Origin of the sequence: Nocardia sp. NPDC050713, from assembly GCF_040654315.1 — a bacterium.
Classification (GTDB): Bacteria; Actinomycetota; Actinomycetes; order Mycobacteriales; family Mycobacteriaceae; genus Nocardia.
The window spans coordinates 99,759-123,871 of the sequence record NZ_JBFAHS010000021.1; the positions used below are offsets into that span (position 1 = coordinate 99,759).

General features: G+C 69.4%; 22 protein-coding genes and 1 pseudogene. 8 read left to right on the plus strand and 15 right to left on the minus strand.

The window, feature by feature from the left end:
• Nucleotides 1-24: 24 nt before the first annotated feature.
• Nucleotides 25-1,320, plus strand: a complete 1,296-nt coding sequence (locus AB0H49_RS30720) for a cytochrome P450 (RefSeq protein ID WP_355003879.1) — start codon at nt 25-27, stop codon at nt 1,318-1,320.
• Between the two features lie 9 nt (nt 1,321-1,329).
• Here the strand turns inward: AB0H49_RS30720 and AB0H49_RS30725 are convergent, their stop codons facing one another.
• The 7 genes from AB0H49_RS30725 to AB0H49_RS30755 all read right to left on the minus strand — a co-directional run bounded on the left by AB0H49_RS30725 (nt 1,330) and on the right by AB0H49_RS30755 (nt 9,873).
• A complete protein-coding gene (locus tag AB0H49_RS30725) occupies nt 1,330-1,935 on the minus strand; it encodes a DUF1963 domain-containing protein (protein ID WP_357256283.1) in 606 nt (201 codons plus the stop codon).
• Between the two features lie 130 nt (nt 1,936-2,065).
• A complete protein-coding gene (locus AB0H49_RS30730) occupies nt 2,066-3,412 on the minus strand; it encodes a DoxX family protein (protein WP_357256304.1) in 1,347 nt (448 codons plus the stop codon).
• Nucleotides 3,413-3,580: 168 nt separating this feature from the next.
• Nucleotides 3,581-4,468, minus strand: coding sequence for an alpha/beta hydrolase (locus AB0H49_RS30735; RefSeq protein WP_357256284.1), 888 nt, complete (start codon nt 4,466-4,468; stop codon nt 3,581-3,583).
• A gap of 135 nt (nt 4,469-4,603) precedes the next feature.
• Nucleotides 4,604-6,280 (minus strand): class I adenylate-forming enzyme family protein, encoded by a 1,677-nt coding sequence (locus tag AB0H49_RS30740; protein ID WP_357256285.1) that lies wholly within the window; start codon nt 6,278-6,280, stop codon nt 4,604-4,606.
• Nucleotides 6,281-6,309: 29 nt separating this feature from the next.
• Nucleotides 6,310-7,350, minus strand: a complete 1,041-nt coding sequence (locus AB0H49_RS30745) for an NAD(P)-dependent alcohol dehydrogenase (RefSeq protein ID WP_357256305.1) — start codon at nt 7,348-7,350, stop codon at nt 6,310-6,312.
• Nucleotides 7,350-8,501 (minus strand): serine hydrolase domain-containing protein, encoded by a 1,152-nt coding sequence (locus AB0H49_RS30750; RefSeq protein ID WP_357256286.1) that lies wholly within the window; start codon nt 8,499-8,501, stop codon nt 7,350-7,352. Before AB0H49_RS30750 ends, AB0H49_RS30745 begins: the two co-directional genes overlap by 1 nt.
• A gap of 4 nt (nt 8,502-8,505) precedes the next feature.
• On the minus strand, nt 8,506-9,873 hold the full coding sequence (locus AB0H49_RS30755; protein ID WP_357256287.1) for an NAD(P)-binding domain-containing protein: 1,368 nt from the start codon (nt 9,871-9,873) through the stop codon (nt 8,506-8,508).
• A gap of 172 nt (nt 9,874-10,045) precedes the next feature.
• On the opposite strand from AB0H49_RS30755, the gene AB0H49_RS30760 reads away from it, so the two are divergent.
• Both AB0H49_RS30760 and AB0H49_RS30765 read left to right on the plus strand, forming a co-directional pair.
• Nucleotides 10,046-10,687, plus strand: coding sequence for a TetR/AcrR family transcriptional regulator (locus tag AB0H49_RS30760; RefSeq protein WP_357256306.1), 642 nt, complete (start codon nt 10,046-10,048; stop codon nt 10,685-10,687).
• Between the two features lie 275 nt (nt 10,688-10,962).
• Nucleotides 10,963-11,718: a DUF6319 family protein gene (locus AB0H49_RS30765; protein WP_357256288.1), complete on the plus strand. Its 756-nt coding sequence runs from the start codon at nt 10,963-10,965 to the stop codon at nt 11,716-11,718.
• 156 nt (nt 11,719-11,874) lie between these two features.
• Here AB0H49_RS30765 and AB0H49_RS30770 read toward each other — a convergent pair whose 3' ends face one another.
• From AB0H49_RS30770 to AB0H49_RS30780, 3 genes are read right to left on the minus strand one after another with little or no spacing between them, the layout of a single operon-like run.
• Entirely contained in the window at nt 11,875-13,428 is a 1,554-nt protein-coding gene (locus tag AB0H49_RS30770; RefSeq protein ID WP_357256289.1) for a GGDEF domain-containing protein, read from the minus strand.
• The gene (locus AB0H49_RS30775; protein ID WP_355003871.1) at nt 13,428-13,997 is read right to left on the minus strand and encodes a hypothetical protein; all 570 of its coding nucleotides are present in this window, start codon (nt 13,995-13,997) and stop codon (nt 13,428-13,430) included. Before AB0H49_RS30775 ends, AB0H49_RS30770 begins: the two co-directional genes overlap by 1 nt.
• Nucleotides 13,998-14,002: 5 nt before the next feature.
• The gene (locus tag AB0H49_RS30780) at nt 14,003-14,587 is read right to left on the minus strand and encodes a pyruvoyl-dependent arginine decarboxylase (protein ID WP_355003870.1); all 585 of its coding nucleotides are present in this window, start codon (nt 14,585-14,587) and stop codon (nt 14,003-14,005) included.
• 172 nt (nt 14,588-14,759) lie between these two features.
• On the opposite strand from AB0H49_RS30780, the gene galK reads away from it, so the two are divergent.
• The gene (gene galK, locus AB0H49_RS30785; RefSeq protein WP_357256290.1) at nt 14,760-15,869 is read left to right on the plus strand and encodes a galactokinase; all 1,110 of its coding nucleotides are present in this window, start codon (nt 14,760-14,762) and stop codon (nt 15,867-15,869) included.
• 69 nt (nt 15,870-15,938) lie between these two features.
• Here the strand turns inward: galK and AB0H49_RS30790 are convergent, their stop codons facing one another.
• Nucleotides 15,939-16,508: a helix-turn-helix domain-containing protein gene (locus AB0H49_RS30790; RefSeq protein WP_357256307.1), complete on the minus strand. Its 570-nt coding sequence runs from the start codon at nt 16,506-16,508 to the stop codon at nt 15,939-15,941.
• Nucleotides 16,509-16,625: 117 nt separating this feature from the next.
• Here AB0H49_RS30790 and AB0H49_RS30795 point away from each other — a divergent pair, with 117 nt between their 5' ends.
• The 4 genes from AB0H49_RS30795 (at nt 16,626) to AB0H49_RS30810 (ending at nt 20,452) form a co-directional block, all read left to right on the plus strand.
• Entirely contained in the window at nt 16,626-17,051 is a 426-nt protein-coding gene (locus AB0H49_RS30795) for a tautomerase family protein (protein ID WP_357256291.1), read from the plus strand.
• Nucleotides 17,051-18,181 carry an alcohol dehydrogenase catalytic domain-containing protein gene (locus AB0H49_RS30800; RefSeq protein WP_357256292.1) on the plus strand — a complete coding sequence of 377 codons (1,131 nt, stop codon included), beginning with the start codon at nt 17,051-17,053 and terminating at the stop codon, nt 18,179-18,181. The genes AB0H49_RS30795 and AB0H49_RS30800 overlap by 1 nt, the downstream gene beginning before the upstream one ends.
• A gap of 288 nt (nt 18,182-18,469) precedes the next feature.
• Nucleotides 18,470-20,170, plus strand: a complete 1,701-nt coding sequence (locus AB0H49_RS30805) for a sodium:solute symporter family protein (RefSeq protein ID WP_357256308.1) — start codon at nt 18,470-18,472, stop codon at nt 20,168-20,170.
• Between the two features lie 12 nt (nt 20,171-20,182).
• Nucleotides 20,183-20,452 carry a hypothetical protein gene (locus tag AB0H49_RS30810; RefSeq protein ID WP_357256293.1) on the plus strand — a complete coding sequence of 90 codons (270 nt, stop codon included), beginning with the start codon at nt 20,183-20,185 and terminating at the stop codon, nt 20,450-20,452.
• Nucleotides 20,453-20,657: 205 nt separating this feature from the next.
• Here the strand turns inward: AB0H49_RS30810 and AB0H49_RS30815 are convergent.
• The 4 genes and pseudogenes from AB0H49_RS30815 to AB0H49_RS30830 all read right to left on the minus strand — a co-directional run.
• Nucleotides 20,658-21,113, minus strand: a pseudogene (locus tag AB0H49_RS30815) (SRPBCC family protein); the annotation flags it as partial.
• 17 nt (nt 21,114-21,130) lie between these two features.
• Nucleotides 21,131-21,601, minus strand: a complete 471-nt coding sequence (locus AB0H49_RS30820) for a DUF4383 domain-containing protein (RefSeq protein ID WP_355003865.1) — start codon at nt 21,599-21,601, stop codon at nt 21,131-21,133.
• 145 nt (nt 21,602-21,746) lie between these two features.
• Nucleotides 21,747-22,460 (minus strand): hypothetical protein, encoded by a 714-nt coding sequence (locus tag AB0H49_RS30825; RefSeq protein ID WP_357256294.1) that lies wholly within the window; start codon nt 22,458-22,460, stop codon nt 21,747-21,749.
• Nucleotides 22,461-22,592: 132 nt separating this feature from the next.
• Nucleotides 22,593-24,065: a PepSY-associated TM helix domain-containing protein gene (locus tag AB0H49_RS30830; RefSeq protein ID WP_357256295.1), complete on the minus strand. Its 1,473-nt coding sequence runs from the start codon at nt 24,063-24,065 to the stop codon at nt 22,593-22,595.
• Nucleotides 24,066-24,113: the final 48 nt, after the last annotated feature.

Here is a 24,113-nt window from a genome sequence, read left to right on the forward strand (position 1 = left end):
TTGAAAACCGGATGGGGAGCCGAGATGAAGAGTTGGATTCGATGGGCGGCGATCAGCGGGGTGCCCTCGGTGTTTCTGCGGATGCGGGCGCGGGGCGGTGAACCGCTGGCGCAACTGCTGACCGATCCGCGCGCGCGGGAGAATCCGTATCCATTCGGCGCGCGTATCAGGGCCGAGGGCAGGCTGGTTCGGACGCCCTTCCTCCTGGTCTCCGCCGATCACGACGTTTGTCGGAACATTCTGCGCGACAAGAACTTCGGCACCGCACCGCCGGAGGCGTTGGACCTACCCGCGCCGTTGCGGCGGCTGATCCGAGCGACGGATCTGCGGCTGGCCAGCCCGGTGGAACCGCCGTCCATGCTGATGGTCGATCCGCCTGAGCACACCCGCTACCGCAAGCTGGTGGCCGGTGCGTTCACCCCGCGCGCGGTGGCACGGCTGCGCGACCGGGTCGGCGAGGTGACCGAGGAACTGCTCGACGGCCTCGCGGCGCGCGAAAAAGCGGATCTGATAGGCGATTTCGCACTGCTACTACCGATCGCCATCATCAGCGAGATCCTCGGCATCCCCGCCGACAAGCGCGACGACATGCTGGAATTCGGGAACGCGGGCTCACCGCTGCTGGATATCAGCGTCTCCTGGCGCCAGTTCCGCGGGGCGGTGGCCGCGCTGCGCGCCAGCCAGGACTATCTGATCGGCCACATCCAGCACCTGCGCCGCGAACCGGGCGACAACATCCTCAGCGCCCTCGCGACCGGCGGCGAACTCACCGACCGCGAATTGCTCGCCACCGCGACCTTGGTCGCGGGCGCGGGATTCGAGACGACCGTCAACCTGCTCGGCAACGGCGCGATGCTGCTGCGCGATCACCCCGACCAACTGGATCTGCTGCGCGCCGAACCGGCCCGCTGGCCCGGTGCGATCGAGGAGATGCTGCGCTACGACAGCCCCGTGCAGATGACCGCGCGAACGGCGTTGTGCGACACCAAGATTGCGGGCGAATCGATACGGGCAGGCGAGACTATCGCCCTCCTGCTCGGCTCGGCCAACCGGGACCCCGCCATGTTCCTCGACCCGGACACCTTCGACATCACCCGATCCAACGCCAAGGATCACCTGGCCTTCGGCAGCGGCGTGCATGCCTGTCTCGGTGCGAGCCTGGCGAGGATGGAAGGAGCGATCGCGCTGCGGGGGCTCTACGACCGGTTCCCCGAGCTCCGGCACACCGGACCGGCGACGCGGCGCGGATTGGTGAATCTGCGCGGCTACGAGCACATTCCGGTGTCGACCGGAGTGCAGAGGCGAGTGGTGGTCGGCTAGCCCGTTGTCTCATGTGCACTGGATGCGCAGCCCGGTGCGCCGGGTGTGCGTCCGGCACATGAACAGATACAGAGTTCCGACATCACCCCATGTCGCATCGGTGAGCTCACTCGGCCGGATCTGAAGCAGCAGCTCCATCGGCCGCCCGCATTCTGCGCAGACCGGCGTCTCGTCGCCGCCGTTCGCCCAGTGCGGGTATCCGCCGATCGCCACCCCGGTATTGCGCATGTGCGGTAGTCGGGGGCGTTGCCGCGTCAGATGGAGCGCCGCACGGTCGATGACGTCCCAGTTCGCCCATGCTTCCCGGGATCCGCTCTCACCCGGCACGAGGGCCCACAGCTCAGGGCAGTGCAGGCGCATTCCCACCCCGTCGGGCAGTGACTTCTCCAGGCGTGGCACCGCGTGGCGTTCCTCGAAGTCCGACCCGGTGCCGGACACGAGAACTTTGGGGCGCCGCAGTGCGGTGTAGGAGCGCACGAGCCAACCGCCCTGTTCGCGCTCCCGTCCCCACGGGTAGCACTTCCAGCAGTAGAAGAACGTGAAGAACGAGATGGGGAGCCCGTCGTGCAAGCCGTCGCGGGAGTAGTCGACCTGCGCTACCCCAAGACGACGCAAGGCGGTCGCCGGTGTGGATACCGGCGACCGCCTCGAGCCTCGGTGGCGTTCGCGAGCCGCTACCGCTGACGGCCGCACTGCTCGTCGCGGCAGAACCGCGCTGTCGGCGGCCGCGCGAACCGGACGATGATTACCTGAGCTTGCGCGCCTTCCCAGCCCAATCGACACCCTGATGCCTTGCCGACTCGGCGATTTCGGTTCCCCGGTGCCGCGCGGTTTCGCCCAGCTCCGCGCCCCGGTGCCGTGCGGCCTCGCGCAACTCGGCGCGCCGATGCCTGGCGGTCTCGCGCAGCTCCGCGCGCCGGTGCTTGGCGGTCTCGCCGAACCCGGCCCCGCCCTTCTTGGCGGCCTTCTTCAGTTCGGCGCGGCGCTGCTTGGCCGCCTTCTTCAGCTCGGAACGGCGCTGCCGTGCGGTCTCGCCCAGTTCGGCGCCGCGCACTTTGGCGACCTCGCTCAGCTCGGTGCCGCGCAGCCGGGCGAGTTCACCGAGTTCGGCTCCGCGCAGCCGCGCGACTTCACCGAGTTCGGCTCCGCGCAGCCGCGCGACCTCGCTCAGCTCGGCTCCACGCTGCTTGGCGACTCCACCGAACTCCGCTCCGCGCTCCCGCGCGACCTCGCCGAACTCCGCCCCGCGCCCCTTGGCGCGACCGGCCCACACCCCACCGCGCGCCTTCGCCACCTCGCCGAACTCGTCGCCGCGTTCCTTCGCGATCTCCGCCCACTCCGACCCGTGTGTCTTTGCGGTGTCGGCGAATTCGGCTCCGTGCTCGCGAGCCGCGGCGGCCAGTTCCGCACCGCGCTCCTTCGCCACCGCGGCGATCGCCGCGCCGCGCTGCTTGGCCGCGGCGGCCCAGTCGGGTCCGTGGGTCTGGACGATCTCGGCGAGCTCGGAGCTCTTGGTGGCGGCGGTGCCGCCCAGCGCTTTCGCGCGCTCCGCGACACCGTGCGCCTGCTGGCGCAGCGCCTCACCGTTCGAGTGGTCGGCGGCCGCGCCGAACGGCAGCGCCGCCGAGACGGTGGCCGCCGCGTTGCGGGCCGCGCGCTTGCCGCGCCAGCCGAGGGACGGCTTGCCCTCGGTGTCGGCGCTGGCGATCAGCAGTCCGCCGAGCAGGCTCATGTCCTTGAGGAAGGCGTTGCGTTTGGCGATCTTCCGATCCGGGTCCTGTTCGGCCCAGAAGTCCTGTTCGGTGATGGTGGCGGGCACGACCGTGGCCGCCAGTACGAGCGAGGCGAGGCGCGGTGCCTTGCCCAGCGCGAGCAGCACGCCGCCCGAGACCTGCGCGATGGCGTTGATCCGCACCACGGTGGCCGGGTCGGCGGGCAGCTTCGCGGCGACATTGTCCGGCAGCGAACGCTCACCCCGTTCGACCAGCGTCGCGGCGGCCTTCGCGCGCGGTTCGGGATGAATCAATGTGTCGACCCCATCGGCGACGAAGGCGGTCGCCAGCAGTGGTCGGGCTAGTCGGCGCAGCAACATGAACGTCAACCCTTTCCTCGATGGCTTATCGACCGGGTTCCCGTGGCATAGATCGCCAAACACCAAGATCAGCATACGCCCGTGCGCGATCCCGCCTGGGCGAAAAGTGCTCGTCAGCCGCTTGCCGGGCACACCGTCGCCGCTGCTGTGCCCGGACTTCGCGTTTCGTCAGGAACTGCGCGGCAGCGAGTCGGCGCGCGGCGCGTGCGGTCGGCGGCCGCCGTGCGGGCGGATCGCGGGGGCGGCGAGGAACTCGGTGATCGCGGTCGTCACTGCCGCCGGGTCCTCCACCATCGGGAGGTGGCCGCAGTCGGGAAGCACCACGCGGGTGTGCGGGCGCAGGGTGCGGTCGAGGACGGCGCCCGCCGAGGCGGACAGGATGTGGTTCTGCTTGCCCCAGATCGTGCAGATCGGCGGAAAAGCCGGGCCCGGGATGAACTCGTCGAGGACGCGGAAGTTCGGAAAGTCCTGCACCAGGCCGTGCAGCGCCTGCAACCGGCCGCGATCGCCCCAGTGCGCCTTGAGCCGCCGCGAATGCTGCATGCCGAGGCGGCGCCCGCGTGCGCCGAGCTGGTTGGCGATGATCAGCGAGATCACCCGGTCGGGCAGGGCGAGCCGCTTGGCGAGCGGCCCCAGCGGCAGCTTGCCGTCCACCCAGGCCAGTCCCGCGGATTCACCCTTGCGCACGGTGTTGCGGGTGAGCGGGCTGACCAGCACCAGCGCGCGCACGTTCGACGGATGCGCCATGGCGTAGCCGAGCGAGGTGGCGCTGCCGAGGCAGTTGCCGATGAGGACGACGTCGGACAGGTCGTGCGCGTCGAGGAAGGCGCCGAGCATGCGCACGTACTCTTCGAGCCGGTAGCCCGTGGCCGGTTGATCGGATTCGCCGTAGCCCGGCAGATCGAGTGCGAAGACCTCGTGCTCGCGCTTGAGCGCCGCCGCCTGATCGTCCCAGATATGTCGCTGCGTTCCCGCGTTGTGCAGCAACACGATCGGCGGCCCACTGCCGATACGGTCGAAGACTACGGTCCGGCCCTGGTGCGCGAAAGTCGCCACGTCGCCTCCTTGCGAGTGGTGCGTGCATGCGAACGTGCACGCCTGATTCCCAAGGTAGACCCGCTATGGTGGCGGGTCGAGACCCCGGATCGCGGGTAGTTCGGACCGGTCGGTTCGCTTATGGGCCGCCTCGTGTCACCCGCTCACGTCGGCGATGGCCTCGGCAATGCCCGCGCGAACCACCTTGCCGGTCGCGTTGCGGCTGAGTGGGGTGGTGGTGAGACGCCAGCTGGCGGGCACCTTGTAGTAGGCCAGCCGCTCACCGGCGAACTCGCGCAGGTCCGCTTCGGTGACCGTCGCTCCTTCGCGCACCACCACGAGGGCGGCCACCTGCTGACCCAGATCGGCGTCCGGAACGCCGACCACGGCGCTCTCCTCGACGTCCGGGTGTTCGTCGAGACACTGCTCGACCTCGGTCGGATAGACGTTCTCACCGCCGCGCAGGATGAGGTCCGACCGCCTGCCCGACAGCCGCAGCCTGCCCTCCTCCAGGATCCCGATGTCGCCGGTGCGCAACCAGCGATCCGGGGTGATCGCCGCCGCGGTGGCCTCGGGATCGTTCCAGTAGCCGAGCATCACGTACGGGCTGCGCACCCAGATCTCGCCCTCGACGCCCTCGCCGACCGGCTCGCCGAGCGGGTCGTGGATCTCCAGGCTCACCCCGATCACCGGGCGGCCGACCGTGTCGGGGTGCGCGGCGAGCTCGGCGGGGGCGGCGATCGTCGCGGCCGTCGAGCATTCGGTCATGCCGTAGCTGGTCACCAGTGCGGTCCGCGCGACAGGCAGCCGTTGCCGCAGTCGCTCTTGCAGCGCCGCCGAAGAGGGCGCGGAGTTGAGCGAGAAGGAGGCCAGCGAGGACACGTCGTAGGCCTCGAGGTCCACCTCGAGCAGCCGGGTGGCCATGGTCGGCATCGCGCCCCAGTTGCTGATCCGTTCCCGTTCGATCAGCCGAAGCACCCGGTCGGCGTCGAACGCGCCCTGGTAGATGACGGCCGTGTCGCCGGTGACCATCCGCGGCAGCACCAGGTTGTGCAGGCTGGCGATGTGGAACAGCGGGGAGGTGAGCAGGAAGCGCCTGCCCTTGGGGCTTCCGTCGTCCGCCCCGCCTGCGAAGGCCGCGGCGAGCGCGTCGTTGAAGCGGTGATAGTCGATGACCGCCAACAGGTTTCGGTGCGTGTGCACCGCGCCCTTGGGTCGTCCGCTGGTGCCGCTGGTGTACAGGATGACGGCCGGATCGTCCTCGGCGACGGCGGCGTCGGGCAACTCGCCCGCCGCGAACTCGGCGACCAGCTCCGGGACGTCGCGCTCCATGGTGAGCACCGGCACGTCGACGCCGAGCTCGGCGACTCGTGCGGCGCGCTTGGCGTCCACGATCAGCACCGTTGGCTCGGTGTGCGCGAGACCGTAGGCGATCTCGCGCGGCGTCCACCACGCGTTGTAGCCGACCGCGATCGCGCCGAGGCACTGCGCGGCCCAGAACGCCACCACCCACTCGGGGGTGTTCGCCGCGAGGATGCCGACGCGGTCGCCCTTGCCGACGCCGTAGCGGTCCCGCAGCGCCCTGGCCAGCGCGCCCACCTCGGCCGCGTGCTCGGCGTAGGAGAGCCGCCGGTCCTCGGTCACCAGGTAGTCGCGGTCGCCCAGCGCGGCCGAGGCGGCGAGCACCTCGCGCAGCGCGCGGCCGCGGTTCTTCAGCACCGGCAGCGGCGCGCCGAGCACGTCCTCGACCGTCGTCTCGAAGGGGCCGCCCGGCCCGGTGAGCCGTCCGATGACCGTCGCGGCCAGCGCCTGCGGATCCATGGATTTCGTCATTCTCTGTTCCTCGTCGTTCGTGCGCGGGTTCACGGGATCAGCACCGCCCTGCCGCGGATTCGCCCGTTCGCCAGGCGGTCGAGCGCCTCGCGGCCGTCGTCCAGTGGGAAGACCTCGACCTCGACCCGGAGTCTGCCCGATCGAGCCAGCGCGACGGACTCGATCAGATCGGATTTGGTGCCTCCGTAGGACTTTCGCACCGTCGCGCCCCACGGCCAGCCGGGACCGCCCGCGGGCGCCGCGGTGAGTTCTGGCGCGCCCGCGCCGAGCCCGACCATCCGGTACGCGCCGTTGGGCGCCACGCATTCGACCGCCAGGCGCGCGGTCTGGTCGGCGCCGACGAAATCGAACACCGCCTCCGCGCCGCGCCCGCCGGTCCGGTCGAGAATGGCCGCGGCGGTCCCGGAATCGGCCAGCAGTCCTTCGGCGGCGCCGTGCGCGCTCGCCAGCGCGAGCTTGTCCTCGTGCACGTCCACCGCGATCACCCTGGCGGCCGTGGTGGCGGCGAGGATCTGCACCGCGACGTGACCGAGGCCGCCGACACCGATGACCACGGCCGTCGCGCCGGGCCGCAACTGGTCGCGTGCGCCGTCGATCGCGTGATAGCTCGTCAGCGCCGCGTCGGCGAGCGGCGCGGCCTGGGTGAAGTCGAGATCGCCGATCGGCACGAAAGATGTTGCGGGAACGCGGATGTACTCGGCCATGCCGCCGTCGGGCCCGAGCCCGGGACAGGGCGGCATCGCCGCGCGACCGGCGGCAAGGCACACGTTCTCGTTGCCGCGCACGCACTCCCGGCACACGCCGCAGGACCAGCACAGGTAGACGACGCCGCGATCACCGACGGCCCGGCCGGTCACCCGATCGCCGATCTCCGCGACGGTGCCCGCGATCTCGTGGCCGAGTGTGAGCGGGTCCTCGCGCAGCTGGAACGGTATCTCCAGCACGTGCAGGTCCGAATGGCAGATGCCCGCCGCTCCGACCCGAAGCAGCAGATCGTCGGGCCCGATCGCGGGCATCGGCACCTCGCGCATTTCCAGCGTGCCGGGGCCGGTGAGCTGGAGCGCTCGCATCATGCCGCCCCCTCCCGCACGGCCGCGTACGTGGCACGCAGATAGGCGTCGGCGCGGGCCGAGCCCATGATGCCCGGCTCCATCTTGTTCATCGTGTAGGCGAAGGTCAGGCGGTGGTCCAGGTCGTTCACCACGATCGCCCCGCCGTAACCGGCCCACCAGCACACCCGCCCCTCGGGCACGGCGGGCGCGGCCTGCGGGTGCGGCAGGCCGTAGCCGATGCCGAAGCGCAGCGGAACCAGCAGCGCCTGGTCGACGCCGTCGGACTGCTGCTCGAAGATCAGGTCGATGGTCTTGTCCGACAACAGCTTCCGTCCGTCCAGCGAGCCGCCGCAGGACACCAGGGACTGCACCCGCGCCACCGAGCGCGCGTTGCCGTGGCCGTTGACAGCGCCGATCTCGGCCTCCTGCCACCCCGGGGTGGCGGTCTCGGCGATGTCGAGCAGCGGACTCGTGAGCGTCCTGACCAGAATGCTGTCCTGGTCGAGCGCCGACATGTCGAATTGCAGTGCGGGCGGCGGAATCAGCCGGGCGATGCGGTCGTGGTGCTCGGGGCCGGTGCCGATGTGGAAGTCGGCGCCGAGCGGCTCCGCGAGTTCCTCGGCGAAGAAGCGGCCGAGGCTGCGTCCGGTGACGCGGCGGATCACCTCGCCGACCAAATGTCCGTAGTTGAGCGCGTGATAGCCCGACGCGCTGCCCGGCTCCCACCACGGCGGCTGGGCGGCAAGACGTGCCGCGGCCGCTTCGGCGTCGTAGATGTCCGCCAGGTCGATGGGCGGCTGCCATCCCGAAACACCGGAGGTGTGCCCGAGGATGTGTCGAATCTCGATGTCGGCCTTGCCGTTCTGGCCGAACTCGGGCCAGTAGTGCGCGACCTTCTGGTGCACGTCGAGCTCGCCGCGATCGACGAGCAGCAGCGCGCACAGCGCCGTCATGGTCTTGCTGATCGAGAAGACGTTCACCAGGGTGTCGGTCCGCCACGGTGCCGTGCGGTCCTCGTCCAGGTGCCCGCCCCAGATGTCGACCACCGGCTCGCCGTCGACGGTCACGCAGATCGACGCGCCGAGCTCGGCGCCGGAGTCGAGCTGACGCTCCAGCTCGTGCCGGACGCCGTCGAAGCGGTCGGTGCAGTATCCCGAGATCTCACTCATGGCCTCACACCCGATCCAGCGCTCGGGCGGACACCGGCAGCGCGTGCCCGGCCGCGGCGGCGCGCTTGGCGCCCCTGGCGATCTCCCGCCGCAGATCGCGCACGTACGGCTCGAATTCGACCTGGATCGTGTGGCGCGGTGAGTTGTAGTAGCGGCCGGCGCGCGCGGTCTCCGCCGCGCGGATGTCCTCCCGCATCCCGTCCGGATCGGGCGGGAGGTAGCGCCCGGTCAGATAGGCGGCGACCAGCTTGCTCTGCTGCTCGGCGAAGTTGACCAGCGTGGGCAACGGCTGGGCGAGACCGAGGTAGAAGAGGTTGTCGATGCCCGGTTTCATCATCTGCTTGAACAGCGGGAGCCGATTGTCGCTGTCCGGCACCAGTTCCGGGTCGCTGAAGAACGGGAAGCTGATGTGATAACCGGTCGCGCAGACGATCACGTCCACCTCTTCGGCGCTGCCGTCGGCGAAGCGCACCCGCGGCCCTTCCAGCGCGGTGATGGCGGGCTTGAACGCGATATCGCCGCAGCCCGCGCGGTGCAGGAACTCCTCGCTCGCCGAGGGGTGCGCTTCGAACGGTTTGTGATCGGGCGCGGGCAGACCGTAGAACTCCATGTCGCCGCGGAACTTTCGGACGAAGCGCTGCTTCAGCTTCAACGCGAGCTTGCGCGGCATCCACGGCGGCACCCGGCGTTTGTCGCCCACTTCGCCGTGCACGTATTTCGGTAGCACCCACACGCCGCGCCGGGCCGAGACCATCAGCCGGGCGGCGAGGAAGCGCTGGGACAGCTCCGAGGCGATGTCGAGCCCGGAGTTGCCCATGCCCACCACGACAACTCGCTTGCCGCGCATGTCGACCGGGTCGAACGGGTCGTTGTAGGCGTGGCTGTGCATGAGCACGCCGTCGAATTCGCCTGGGTAATCCGGCATTCTGGGATCCCAGTGGTGTCCGTTGCACACGATGAGCGCGTCGTAGGAGCGGGTGCGGCCATCGGAAGCCGTCACCAGCCAGGCTCCGTCGGGCTGCCGTTCGGCCGCGGTGACCTTGGTTTCGAACAGGATCTTGTCGCGCAGGCCGAAGTGGTCGACGTAGTTCTTGAAGTACTCGAACAGCTGCGAGTGGTGCGGGAAGTCCGGCCACGATTCCGGCACCGGATAGTCCTCGAAGGCCAAGCGCCACTTGGACGTATCGATGTGCAGGCTCTGGTAGCAGGCCGACATGCCGTTCGGGTTCTTGAAATACCAGTTGCCGCCGACCTCGTCACCCGCCTCGAAACAGTCGAACGGAATGCCGTGGTCCTGCAGGCGTTTGGCGGCGGTGATACCCGATGGTCCCGCGCCGATGACGCATACCCGGGGAAGTTGCTGAGAAGTCAAAGTCGATGTCCTCGTCTGGAGCTGCCGGCGTCGGGGCGAGCGATGGTGGCACCGCGGAACCCGTTCGTCGCCGAAGTGACGTAGGCAACAAATTAACACTCGATAGACTCACTGTCTAGTGAGTGACAAGATGTCTATTGATAGCGCCGACGAGACGGAGTTACCGTTCACCATGCCGACCAAGTCGAACCCCTCCGGGCTAAGCCTGCGCGACGAACAGAAACTGCAGACCAGGGCCAAACTGCTGGAGGCCGCCAAGACGCTGTTCTGCGCGAACGGGTACGCCGCGGTGCGGGTCGACGAGATCGCCGCCGCCGTCGGGTGCAGCCGCGCTACCTTCTACCTGCACTTCACCGGCAAGCTGGACATCTTGCGCGCGGTCGCCGCGCAATCCACCGCACCCACCGCGCTGCACTTCTACGAGGACCTGGACCGGGTGCTCGACATCGGTACCCGCGAGGCGTTCGTCGGCTGGCTGTCCAGGGCCATCGACTGGTTCCACGAATACAAGGACCTGCTGCCCGCGTGGGACGAGGCGACCACGCTGGAACCCGAGTTCCGCGAGATCGCCAGGCAGGGCATCGCGGCACTGCCCAACGCGATGCCCTCGTACCTGTCCCGCTGGCCCGCCGATCGGGTGGACGAGGGGCGGCTGCGCGTGGAACTGCTTGTCGCGCAATTGGAACGGTTCTTCACCCGGTGGGCGATGCAGGGCACCATCGATGTCGACGCCGAACAGGCTGCCGAAGTGCTCGCCGACATCTGGTTTCCCGCACTGCAACCGCCTGCCGCGCGTAACGGTCGCCAGACGTAGGCGTACCTCCGCATTCGCTCCGGCCGTGCGCGGGCTCTATGGGCGGACTGCGTCCGGCGGTGCCGATCGGGCGTACCTCCGCATTTGCTTCGCCGTGCGCGGGCTGAGGATGGCCTGCGTCCGGCAGCACCGAGTTACTCGACGTAGCCCGGTGTTTGCTGTCGGGGATCGGGTTGGCCGGGGAGGTGCGAATTCCCGACGCCGTGCGAATCTGTCGGTGGCGTGCGGCATCATCTGTGCACGCAGACATCCACGAAGACCGCTCGGAGTGCCCCATGCCGTCGCCAAGAACCAAACCCAAGCCGTTGTCCGACACCGAGATCGAGCAGATCGCCGCGGAGATCGCGGGCGGCCGCCCGCCGATGGTCTGGTTCACCGCCGCCGCCGTCGGTGTGCCCGAGGGGCGTTCGGGCAAGGTGATCGCGCTCGGCGATCCGTCCGACGGTGATTTCCTGCAGGTGCGGCCGACGGGGTCGAAGGATGTACTGTCCTTTTCTCCGACCGAAGTGACGCTGACCAAGCCGTCGCGCGACCGGGCGGCGGCCGCACCACCCAGCCAGCCGAAGTCGACAACAAGGAAGGACTCGACCGTGACCCAGCCGTCGACCACGACGAGCGCACCGGCGCCGACCGCCAGCCCCGCGCCGGTTACCCCAGCGCCGAAACCCGTTGCGCCAGTGTCGGAATCGAGCGGATCCGCCGCGACCGCGTCGAAGCCGGCGACCGCGCCGAAGCCCGCCAAGGCCGCGGCGGCCCGCAAGGCGAAGGCCGCGGAAGTCACGGTGACGCTGTCCGGCACGGCCGACGGCGAGTGGACGGTCGAGGTGGTGAACGGAAAGAAGCGCTCGGTGCGCGGGCTGCCGGTGAACAGTTCCGCGGTCGCGCAGGCGGCCAAGATCTTGCACCCGGAGGTGGCCGAGGTGGTCGCCGGAGTCCTGGAGGCGGCACGGGGCGCGCAGCTGGCGAAGGTCGAGCAGTTGCGGGCCGAGCTCGAAGAGGCCAAGCGACTGCTGGACGAACTGACGGACTGAGTCCCGGCTCGTTCGGAGCTGCCGGGTAGGACGCGTTCCCGGGTTGCTCGGCGGCGTCCGGGTCGTTCGGCGGCGTCCGGGTCGTTCGGCGGCGTCCGGGTCGTTCGGCGGCGTCCGGGTCGTTCGGCGGCGTCCGGGTCGTCTGATGTCTCGGCGTCAGACCGCGGTGCTCTCGGCATTCGAGCGCCAGGTCCGGGATGTGGGCTCAGGCGCTGCGGTCGGGCGGCCCGCGGGCAGGTGCGGGTGGCGCAGATCGTCGTGGAAGGCGTAGCCGAGCGAGTACTCCTTGGCGTGGTACATCGCCGAATCCGCGTCCCGGATCAGGTCGTAGACGGTGGCCTCGGGGGCGCGCGGACTGTCGCACGCGATGCCGACGCTCGCGGTGATAGGCACTTCGCCCGCGCTCAGTTCGAAGGGGCGGACGAAGGCCCCAAGTAGTCGCTCGGCGAGCACGGCCGCGTCCTGCCTGCCGAGCGGAGCGAGCACCACGAACTCGTCCCCGCCATAGCGGGCGACCGCGTCGTCGCGGCGTACCACCCGCCGGATCCGGGAGGCGGCGTTGGCGATCAGCTCGTCGCCGACGGCGTGGCCGTAGCTGTCGTTGACCATCTTGAAGCCGTCCAGGTCGATGAACAGCAGGCACAGCGGCTGGTCGCGCCAGTGCGCGCTGTTGCGGTTGAGCGCGCGCAGCAGCGCCGACCGGTTCAGCAGGCCGGTCAGCATGTCGTGGTCGGCTTGGTACTGGGCCCGTCGCTCGCTGCGGGCGCTGCGCTGGATGGCGCGTTCGCTGCGCACCAGCACGCCGATCAGCAGCAGCGCGAACAGCGAGGACACCACCGCCCGGTCGAGGGCGCCGAGACTGGAGCCGACCACCGGCACCAGCGACGCCACGATCAACGCGACCGCGATGAAACTGGCGCGCTGCCTGGAATGGTGCGGATGGATGTGGCGCGGCGCCCCGAGACTCGCCATGGTCGGGTGCAGCGCGGCGATGCCGACAGCGGCGTAGGCGATCAGCAGCGGCGTCAGCAGGACCTCGTGGCCGATCGAGGCGGTGCCCGCGGTCTCCAGGCTGTAGCCGAGATCGCCGACCAGCACGGCGACCATGGCCAGGTGCAGCAGCCGCAGCGAGGTTTCCGAGCGGGTCGCCGTGGCCACCGAATGGGCGACCAAGGTCAGCAGCAGGGCGTCGAGGACCGGATACGACGCCGCGACCACCGTGGTCAGGGTGGCGGCGCGCGATTGCAGGATGGGGGAGATGAGGAAAGTCCAGGAGGCCAGCAGCGCCCCGAGACCGATCAGCGCCGAATCGAGCAGCAGATCGTAGTTGCCGCGGACCTGTCTGGGCCGCAGCCAGAGCGTGGCCGCCACCCCGATGCCCAGATAACCGGCCAGCGTGCAGATGTCGTCGAGCGGGCTGATCGAGGCGTCGGCGAAATCGCGCAGCATGGTGCCGAGCGCGAAGAGCACCGCCGACAGCGACAGCAGATACCACGGCAGCGGCTGTGCCGGGCGATGGCGAAGCAGTCCCGCCCCGATCATGGTGAGCGCCCCCGCCACCACCGCCAGCATCGTCAGCAGGGCGAGCGCGCGGGACTGGAACACCAGCGGCACCGAGATCAGCGCCGTCCAGCCGCCGAGAAGCGCCACGCACCAGAGGTTTCCGGTACAGTAGCCGCGGTCGCTCGCCTGCGCTTCGCTGGATGTCATCAGCCCCCCTTGGTCGCTCCGTCCCCGGTGAACTGTGCGGCGTAGTACGTCTGTGAATCCTCCACCGCGACTTCGACGTTCGTCTGCTCATCGAGCACCGCGCGAATGCTGTCGGCGAACGAGAGCTGAGTGTTGTTGTACGAGCAGATGTCCCAGCCGACCGCGGCACGCTCGGCCACCAATGTCTGGACAACTGATTTGATCATGGCATGGAAGGCGGCCCCTTGTCGTGCACTTGGCGCAACAAGGGTGAATCCCGCGTAGTAGATCGCGTCGCGCGCGGCGTGCTCGGGATAGCGCGCGGCGAAGTAGTCCGGGCTGATCCACGGCACCGTCTCCAAATGCCTGGTCAGCGTGGTCAGTCCGATCGGCTCGCCGGACGCGGTGCGCGCGACGTGCTTGTGCACCCGTGGGTCGACCATCTCCTCGCGGAACTCGTCGCGGTGCAGCACCTGCCTGGCGATGGCCTTGGCGCGCAGCGGGCCGAACGCCTCTTCGTAGAGGCGGTGGAACATCTCGATCCGGTCGTCCGGGATCGTGGTCTCGACGGTGACGTGCACCTCGCTCATCGCCGTCAGCTCCAAGAGGTCGTGTGGTAGGCGGCAAGCGCCACCGCGCAGGCCGGGTCGCCCGCACAGCGGGTCTGGGCGAGCGAGAGCTGCACCGGGCCGAAGCCCTCGGGCCGGTGGGCGGTCATGTCCGCGAGGCTGGCGCGGATCAGCCCCTCGACCTCGACCGCGGTCTCGCCCTCGTGCTCGACGAAAAGCCCCGCTCCGGAACCGTCGTCGCGCAGCGCCCAGCCGACACCCGCGGCGGCCGAGCGGCCGACCTCCTCGGTGTGCTGCGCGGCGTAGACGCAGTAGAGCCGATCACCCCAGGGGATCGGCTTGCGGACACGGGCGGTGCGCTCCAGCATGGCGCGCGGCGGGATCACCGACGACAGGCGAATCAAGTTCGCATCACCCACTCCCAACTCACGCAGGGCCGCGTCGAACGCCGACAGCGCTGTCGGGCCCACCCCTGTCGCCGCGCCGATCTCGATCCTCAGTGGCGCCCCGGGGATCCGCCGGTTGTCACGCTCCGGCCTGCCCAGGGGCGGAAGTAGTCGATCGATCCACTGCAGCCCGAGCAGGCCGCTGCGTGGGGTGGTCTGAATCATAGTGCCCTCCCAAAACTCTCGGCCTAATTTGCAGGCCGATATTGCTTCGAATTCGACTGTGCGGCACGAACGTGAATCGCGCACGCGCACCGGCCGAAAGCGATGCTGGGGCGGCGTGTCTCGTAACGTGTGGCGCGACGAACCAGCTCCGAGTCGATCGAGCGAGGCAACAGTGCGGACATGGGTGGCACCGGGCCGGGTGAACATCATCGGCGAGCACACGGACTACAACGACGGTTTCGTGTTGCCCATCGCGTTGCCGCTGGTGACGCGGTGTGCGGCCGAGGCGACCGCCGACGGGCTCGTCCGCGTCGAATCGCGGCAGCGCCCCGGCGAGTCGGTGCGGATCGGAATCGACGAGCTCGGCGATGCGCGGAAGCGGCTGCCGGTTTGGGCGCGGTATCCGCTCGGCGTGGTCGCCGAGTTCGTGCGGCGCGGGCACACCGTTCCCGGCCTCGTGCTGGAACTGGACGGCGCGGTGCCGATCGGCGCGGGACTGTCGAGTTCGGCTGCGCTGTCGTGCTCGGTGGCGGTGGCGCTGCGGGAGCTGTGCGCGCCCACCGTCGCCGACCGCGAACTCGTCGATATCGCCCGCGCCGCCGAGAACGACTACGCGGGCGCGCCGACCGGCGTGCTCGACCAGTCCGCGGCCGTGCTGTGCACCGCGGGTCACGCGCTGTTCCTCGACGTGCGCCGGTTCACCAGTGGCAACGGGGGCTACGAGCAGATTCCCTTCGACCTGGCCGCTTTCGGCTTGGAGCTCTTGGTGGTCGACACCGGCCAGCCGCACGAACTGGTCGACGGCGGCTACGCGCGGCGGCGCGCACAGTGCGCGGCGGCCGCGGCCGAACTCGGTGTGCCCGCGCTGCGCGACGCCGAGGCGGCGGATCTCACGCGCATCGTAGACCCGGTCGCTCGGCGGCGGGCGCGCCACGTGATCACCGAGAACGCCCGCGTGGTGGCGGTTGCCGAGAAATTGCGCCAGGGGGCGGATCCGCGCGAGATCGGTCCCGCCCTGAGCGCGGGCCACGCCTCACTACGTGACGATTTCGAGGTCTCGACGGACGCGCTCGACACGGCGGTGACGGCGGCGCTGGAGGCGGGCGCGCACGGCGGGCGGATGGTCGGCGGCGGCTTCGGCGGCAGCGTCATCGCGCTGGTCGACCGGGAACGCGCCGAGGCGGTGATCGCGGCGGTCGGTGATCGCTTCGCGCGCTCGGGTTTCCCGGTGCCACGCACGTTCGTCGTGGTTCCGGCCGACGGAGCGCGCCGCGAGTCCTGAGTGCCGGATGTGGCGCGCGGCGGTGCGGGTCGGCCCGGCGCGGGTGCGGAGGGGCGTCGCCGCCGACCTTCAGCCGCGGTCGGGATCGGTGATCGCCCGGACCAGGAACTCCAGCTTCTCGACGGTCTGATCCAGCGCCCGGGTGCTGCGTTCGGCGCGGCACATGGCCACGGTGCCCTCGATCGCCGCCACGATCAGCGTCGCGGTCTGCTCGGCGTCGTCTTCGCTCGCGCCGTGCGCGCGCAACGAATCGGCCAGCAGCGCGGTCCAGTTGCGGAAGGCGGCCGCGGCGGCCTCGCGCGGCGCGTCGTCCGCGTCGGCGGGGTCCTCGACCGACACCGCGAGCACCGGGCATCCGGCGCGGAAATCGCTGTCGAGCACCACTTTTCGCCACATGTCCACGAACGCGCGGAGGCCGTGGAGCGGTCCGGCGGGCAGCTCCTTGGCGAGCTTGCGCGCGGCGAGCGCGTCGGCGAACCGCACCGCCTCGACGGCCAGTTGCGATTTCCCGCCCGGGAAGTAGTGATACGTCGACCCGAGCGGAGCCTCGGCGTGTTTGGCCAGCTCACGCACGCTGGTGGCGTTCAACCCGCGGCGCCGGATCATGTCCGCGGCGCCCGCAACCATGCGATCCCGCATCTGCGGGGACGTCTTCGCCACCGCGCACCTCCTTGCTCATAACGACCGTCATAGAGTACCGTTCAGAACTTATAACGACTGTTATAAGCCGGTTGTTCCGAGAAGTGGAGAGACGACATGCCGATGATCCAGCTGACCCTGCCCGCCGGGGTCCTCGCCGCCGAAACCCATCGCACGCTGCAGAAAACGCTGGCAGCGACCCTGCTGAAGTGGGAGGGAGCGCCCGACACCGCGTTCTTCCGCGCGCTGGCCTGGAGCCGGGTCGACGAGGTGCCCGAGGGTGGATTGATCACCGCCGAGGACGAGCTGCCGCGCTTCCGCGTCGACGTCACGGTGCCGCAAGGCGCGCTCTCCGACCGCCGTAAGGAGGGCCTGATCAAGGAGGTGACCGCCGACGTGCTCGCCGCGGCTGGCCTCACAGAAGCCGACGCGCTGCGCGTGTGGGTGCTGATCCACGAACAGCCCGAAGGGACTTGGGGCGCGGGCGGCCAGGTGGTCCGCTTCGCCGAGCTCGCCGCGCTCGCGAAAGGCCAGCGCGCCTGATGCGCGAATTGCAGTTCATTCGCGCCGGGCACCTCGAATGGCGGGACCGGCCCGACCCGGTGCTCGAAGCGGACGGCGACGCGATCGTCCGTCCGTTCGTCGCGGGACGCTGCGACGGGGACACCATGCCGATCCACCGGCACGTCAGCCGTGCCATGCAGCTGGGGATCCGGGCGGGATTGGTCGACCCGGTGGTGGCGAGCATCTGCGGGCCCGTCCCGTTCCAGGGCCCGTTCGCCATCGGACACGAATGCATCGCCGAAGTCCTCGAAGTCGGACCGGAGGTCACCGGTCTCGCGCGCGGCGATGTGGTCGTGGTTCCGTGGTCGGTCTCGTGCGGCCATTGCCGGGAGTGCACGCGCGGACTCACCGCGAAATGCGCGACGACTCGCGAGAGTACTTTGGCCGCTTTCGGTTTCGGACCCGCGAGCGGACCGTGGGGCGGCATGGTCGCCGACCGGCTGCGCATTCCACATGCCGACCACATGCTGGTGCGCCTGCCCGACGGCCTCGACCCGCTGCGCGTGGCCGCCGCCTCCGACAACCTCGCCGACGCGTGGCGCTGCGTCGTCCCGTCCCTGGCGCTCCGGCCGGGCGGCTCGGTCCTGGTCCTGGGGGGCGCTGCGCAGAGCATCGGGCTCTACGCCGCGGGGCTCGCGGTCGCGCACGGGGCCGAGGTCGTCGACTACGTGGACCATCGCCCGGAGCGGCTCGCGATCGCCGAGAAACTCGGTGCCCGACCACATCGCACACGTAAGAAGAAGTTGCGCGCCGCCGATATCCCGGCCCGCCGCTACGACCTCGTCGTGGAGGGCACGTCCACCGCTACGGGCGTCGACCTCGCGTTGCGCTCGCTCGAACCCGGCGGAATCTGCACGCCGGTCGGCTACTACCTACCGCCCGGCACCAAGGTCCCGTTGATGCACATGTACGCCAACGACGCGACGCTGAAGATCGGCGTCTCGAACGTCCGTCCGGTCCTGCCCGACCTACTGGAATTCGTGGCGCGCACCGGTTTTCCCGCCGAACAGGTCACCACCCTGCTCGCCGGCTGGGACGACGCGCCCGATGCCTACACCGCGCACACCACGAAACTCGTGCTGCACCGCCCACCGTTGGGGACGGGCTAGCGCTGACTCGCGCCGTGGCGAATTCCCCGGGGCGACGGACTCGCTGAGCAACCGTCCAGGTTTTGTGCGTGATTGTGCCACGCGGGTGCGGCACAATCACGCACAGTGGATGTCACGAGTACCGCACGACGGACGCGCCCCGACCAGGCCCGTCCATAGCCCGCGCACGGCCGGAGCGAAGGCGGAGGCACGCCTCGTCGCCGGTCGCACGCCAGGAGGGACGACGCTGTGCCGCTTGCCGATTCACCCTTCCACTCCGCACTGCCTGGCGAGCCTCCCGGCGCGACGCTGCTGCGTTTCGAGGCCGCCACCACCCTGCGCCTGGACGCGGAACCCGTCGACTACGCCCTGGTAGCCCTGTATTTCGTGTTCGTGCTCGGCATCGGCCTGCTGGCCAGGCAGCGGGTGTCCTCCAGCATCGACTTCTTCCTGTCCGGTCGTTCGCTGCCCGCGTGGGTCACCGGCCTGGCGTTCATCTCGGCCAACCTCGGCGCGGTCGAGATCATGGGCATGTCGGCCAACGGCGCCGAGTACGGCTTCCCGACCTTCCACTACTTCTGGATCGGCGCGGTGCCCGCCATGCTGTTCCTCGGCGTGGTGATGATGCCGTTCTACTACGGCTCCAAGGTGCGCAGCGTGCCGGAGTTCATGCGCAGGCGCTTCGGCACCGGCGCGCACCTGGTGAACGCGCTGAGCTTCGCGATAGCCCAGATCCTCATCGCCGGTGTGAATCTCTATCTGCTCGGTTCCATCGTCAACGTGCTGCTCGGCTGGCCGCTGTGGGTGTCGGTGATCGTGGCCGCGGTGATCGTGCTGTCCTACATCACCCTCGGTGGGCTCTCGGCCGCCATCTACAACGAGGTGCTGCAGTTCTTCGTCATCGTGGCGGCGCTGCTTCCGCTCACCCTGGTCGGCCTGCACAAGGTCGGCGGCTGGGACGGCTTGCGGGACAAGGTGTCCGCGTCACCCGGCGGTGGGGAACAGCTGGAGTCCTGGGCGGGCAACGCGCTGAGCGGGTTCGCCAACGACTTCCTTTCGGTGCTCGGCATCGTGTTCGGCCTGGGCTTCGTGCTCTCCTTCGGATATTGGACGACCAATTTCGTCGAGGTGCAACGCGCCATGGCGACGCACTCCATCTCCGCGGCCCGGCGCACCCCGATCATCGGCGCGTACCCGAAGATGTTCATTCCGCTGATCGTCGTCATCCCCGGCATGATCAGCGCGGTCCTGGTTCCGCAGATGGCCGAGTACAAGCAGGCGGTGACCACCGACCCGGAGTACTCGAGCGACGTCACCTACAACCAGGCGCTGCTGTATCTGATGAAAGACGTGCTGCCCAACGGACTCCTGGGCGTCGGGCTCGCGGGCCTGCTCGCGGCGTTCATGGCGGGCATGGCCGCCAACGTCTCGGCATTCAACACCGTCTTCAGCTTCGACCTGTGGCAGCAATATGTCGTCAAGGATCGCTCGGACGGGTATTACCTCACCGTCGGTCGCCTGGCCACCGTCGGCGCGACTGTCGCGGCCATCTTCACGGCGTTCATCGCGGGCAATTTCAGCAACATGATGGACTACTTGCAGACGCTGTTCAGCTTCTTCAACGCGCCGCTGTTCGCCACGTTCATCCTCGGCATGTTTTGGAAGCGGATGACGCCCACCGCGGGCTGGATGGGTCTGGTCGCCGGAACCGGTTCGGCCATAACGGTTTTCCTCATGCACGAGGCGGGCGTCTTCGAATTGTCCGGGCAGGGTGCGAGTTTCGTTGCCGCGGGTACCGCGTTCGTGGTCGACATCGTGGTCAGCGTCGTCGTCAGCCAGGTGACCCAGCCGAAACCCGCCGCCGAACTCGTCGGACTGGTCTACTCGGAGACCCCCGAATCCATGCGCACCGACCCGGAAGCCGACACGCTGCCCTGGTATCAGCGCCCGGTGTTGCTCGCGGGCATCGCGCTGGTGCTCGTCATCGCACTGAATGTTCTCGTCGGATAAGGAAGAACGCCAATGCTGTTCGATATCCGCACCATCGTGGGAGCCCTGCTCGGCAGCTACGGGGTGATCCTGGTGATCACCGGCTTGGTCCACGACACCGGCGCCGAAGAGGCGAAGACCGGCGGCATCAATGTCAACCTGTGGGCCGGGCTCGGCATGATCGCCGTCGCGGTGGCCTTTCTCGTCTGGGTGCTGGTGCGTCCGGTCGTGCCTGTCGAATCCGAGACGCCGCACCTCGACGAGCAGCCGCGCGACGGCGATCAGTCGAACGCCGCCGAGTGAATCAGATCCCCGGCCGCGGGGGTTCGCCGCCCGGTCGCGGCATGCCGCTACCCGGTCGCGGCATCTCGCCGCCCGGTCGCGGCATTTCACCGCCCGGTCGCGGCATGTCGCTGCCCGGCCGCGGCATGTCGCTGCCCGGCCGCGGCATGTTGCCGGTTCCCTGGCGCGGCATGTCCCCGGGTCCCTGGCGGGGCATGTCGCCGGCTCCCGGGCGCGGAATGTCGCCACGCCACGCGCCGGTCTCGCTGCCCCGGCTCTCGATGAACTCCTTGAACCGCCGCATGTCCCGGTCGACGCGGTGCTCGAGCACGCCGAGCTTGTCGGCGACGTTCTCCACGAAACCCTCGGGATCCACGTCCATTTGCGCGGTGACCCGGGTGTGGGTGTCGTCGAGCCGGTGGAAGGTGATCACGCCCGCGTGCCGTGGGCCGCTGTCGGACTTCCACGCGACGCGCTCGTCGGGATGCTGTTCGGTGATGGTGGCGTCGAATTCGCGGGTCGAGGGTCCGACGTGAATGCGCCAGTGGGTGTGCCGATCATCGATCTGCTGGACAGCCTCGACTCCCTCCATGAACTGGGGGAAGGTCTCGAACTGCGTCCACTGGTTGTAGGCGGTGTGGACAGGGACGTCGACGTCCACGGTGGCGGCCATTGTGCTCATATTCTTCCTTTCTCTCGTCAGTTCAGCAGGCCGGTGTGCCTGCGTCCGGTGGTCATGCGCGGCAACGTGAGGCCGAGGGCGATCATGGCGACCCCGAGCCCGAAGTGCAGCCAGTTGTCGGCGGTGTTGAGCGGAACGAAATTCGCGTCGCTCGCCTCGTCGACGATCAACCCGTACAGCCACAGGACCAGATAGATCGCCCCGCCGCCGACCAGGAAGCCCGCCGCGGCGTTGGCCGCTCGGGACGCGAGCAAGCCCGCTACGCCGAAGGCGAGGTGAACGATGTTGTGCAGGATGGACACCTGGAAGATCCCGAGCAGCTTGGCTTGGGAGTGGTGTCCGGCCCAGTCGAGACTGTCGTAATCGGTCGTGACACCCGGAATGAAGCCGAGAATGCCGACGAGCAGGAATACCGCGCCGACAGCGAACGCGGCGATTCGCACCGGGGACCACACGTTGGTCCGCGTGGTGGCATCGAACGTTGCCATGGCAGATGCCTTTCTGTGTGCAGGCAACTGGGACACCGGTCGCATACCCGGGCTATGGGCCGACAAACGGGCGGCCGAACGCGGCGAACCCCGCCCGGCTGTTGGCCGAACGGGGTTCGCGCTGGTGAGAGACTGTTCTAGCGGTTCACTTCGCGGGCGGGGTGAACGGTGCGTTGATGGTGGTGAAGTACTGGATGGCCGCGCCGATGGCGACCGGGGCGGTCACGAAGATCTGCCCGGCGAGGGTTCCGAGGGCGCCGACGGCGAGGATGCCGCCGATGCAGCCGACGGCGGCGGCGGGGATGAAGGGCCCGAAGAGGCCGACGATGGTGGCCGAGGCGACTGTCGCCCCGACGATGCCGCCGAGCACGCAGCCGACGGCGCCGCCGCCGAGGCCGCCGACCAGGGTGCCGATGCTCGCGCCCATGCCGATCGTGCTGGTCATGCGAGACCAGGCGTCCTTTTCCCTGTCGTATTCGTTCTTCCAAGGGGCCTTGTCCTCGAAGGGCAGGGCGACCGGCTTGTAGACGGCGTTGTCCATCGACAACTGCGGGGTCAGCGTGGCGGTGCGGTCCGCGATGTCGGCGGCGATGGGGAATTCGAAGTCATCGATGCGCAGCGTGAGCGGGGTTCCGGCGACGACGGTGCCGTCGGTGGCCTTGATCTTCAAGGCGTTGTCCTCGACGACGAGCGAGCCCGCATCGATCGAGACGATCGAGGATGTCTCCGTGGCGTTCGCCGTGAAATTGATCGCGGCGGGTGCGGCGTCGTCGAGGGGTGCGGCCGAGCCGGTGCCCGCGGCGATGCCGACCGCGCCGGTCATGAACGCGGCGGCCAGGGCGAACTTCGTGATCTTCATGGGACTGTGCATTCCTTGTTGTCTGGGCTGTCGCGGGCGCGACAGGGCGACGGCCGTACCTATGACGAATCGGCAGGCCGTGAGGTAACGCGCCGGGGTGGTCCCGCGCGGCGCGGATATGTCAGCGGGAGATCAGGACGCGGTGGCGCGCAGCCGTCCGACGAGCCCGACGGCTACGTCCACGGCCAGGAACGCGAGCAGGCTCAGGCCGACCAGCGGCACGAACCAGCCGACGACCAACGCGGCCGCGAGCACGGGCAGCGCGAGCCACGGCGACGTGCCGCGCAACGCGCCGCGGCGCGGAGCCCGGCCGAGCGCGAACCGCGAGCCGCGGGTCGGACGCCTGCGCCACCACATCAGGTAGCCGAACACGATCACCACGATCAGGCCGATCATCGCGACGAGCAGCAGCAGCTGATTCGGCAGACCGAACAGCAAGCCCATGTGGAACGCGATGCCCCAGTTGGTGAGCTTGGCCATCAGCGGCCAGTCGGCGAAGGCGAGCCGATCGGTGATGCTGCCGGTGGCGCCGTCCACCGCGACCGCGTCGACGCTGTAGGTGCCCGGCATGCGCCGTTCCTTCACGCCGAACGCCTTCTCTGGGGTGGCCGGAATCGCGATCTCCACCGCCTGGGTGATCCCGGCGGCGCGCGCGGACTCGTACACCCGGTCCACCTGCGCGATCCGGGCTTGCGGATCGGTGGGCTGCGGTGCGTGCGCGTGTCCGCCGCCGTGGTGATCGCCACCCGAGGAGTGATCGGGCGCGGTCGATCCGGGCAGGGCGGTGCTCACGGCGGGCGTGGTCCAGCTCAGCTGCTCGCGCAGCTCGGTGATGTTCTCGCCCGCGTAGGTCGACCAGGTCATGCCGGTGGCCGACAGCAGCAGGATCAGCGGCAGGATCCACACGCCGATCGCGCCGTGCCAGTTCATCGTCCGGCCGCGGCCGCCCTTGGAGCGGTCGGGGGCGAACAGCCAGGCGGCCGAGTTGCGCTGCCTGCGCGAGCGGACGCGGCGGAACCACAGCACCAGACCGGCCAGCGCGATGACCCACAGCCAGGAGGCGGCGAGTTCGCTATAGAGCCTGCCGGGTTCGCCGAGGTGCAGATCGCGGTGCAACTGGTCGATCCAGGTGCGCAGCGGCAGCGCTTGCGAGCTGCCGTAGATGACCGATTCGCCGACCGGCTCGGCGGTGTAGGGGTTGACGAACACCGCGCGGCGCTCGGATTCGCCCAGCGAAGGGTCGGTGAAGATGACCCGGGTGGTGTCCTCGGGTCCGGGCGCGGGCGAGACCGCGGCGAGCGCGAGTTCCGGCCTCGTCGCCACCGCGGCGGTGACCTGCTCCGCCAGTGGGCGCGTCGCTTCGCCCGGTTCGACCGTCAGCAGGTCGCGGGAGACGAACGACTCCAACGTCGGCGAGATGGCGTAGAGCGCGCCGGTGACGGCCGCGATCAGGATGAAGGGCGCCACGAAGACGCCCGCGTAGAAGTGCAGCCGCATGGCCAGCGCTTGCAGGCCGTTGCGAGCCGGGGACTTGCGCCGCCCAGCGGGTTCGGGCGGCGGCGCCGAGGATTCGGCGTCGGGGGTGATGGTTTCTGTTGTGCTCACGGTCGTTTCGTTTCTGAGGTTCGGAACCCCGGTGGGTGCGCGAGACAC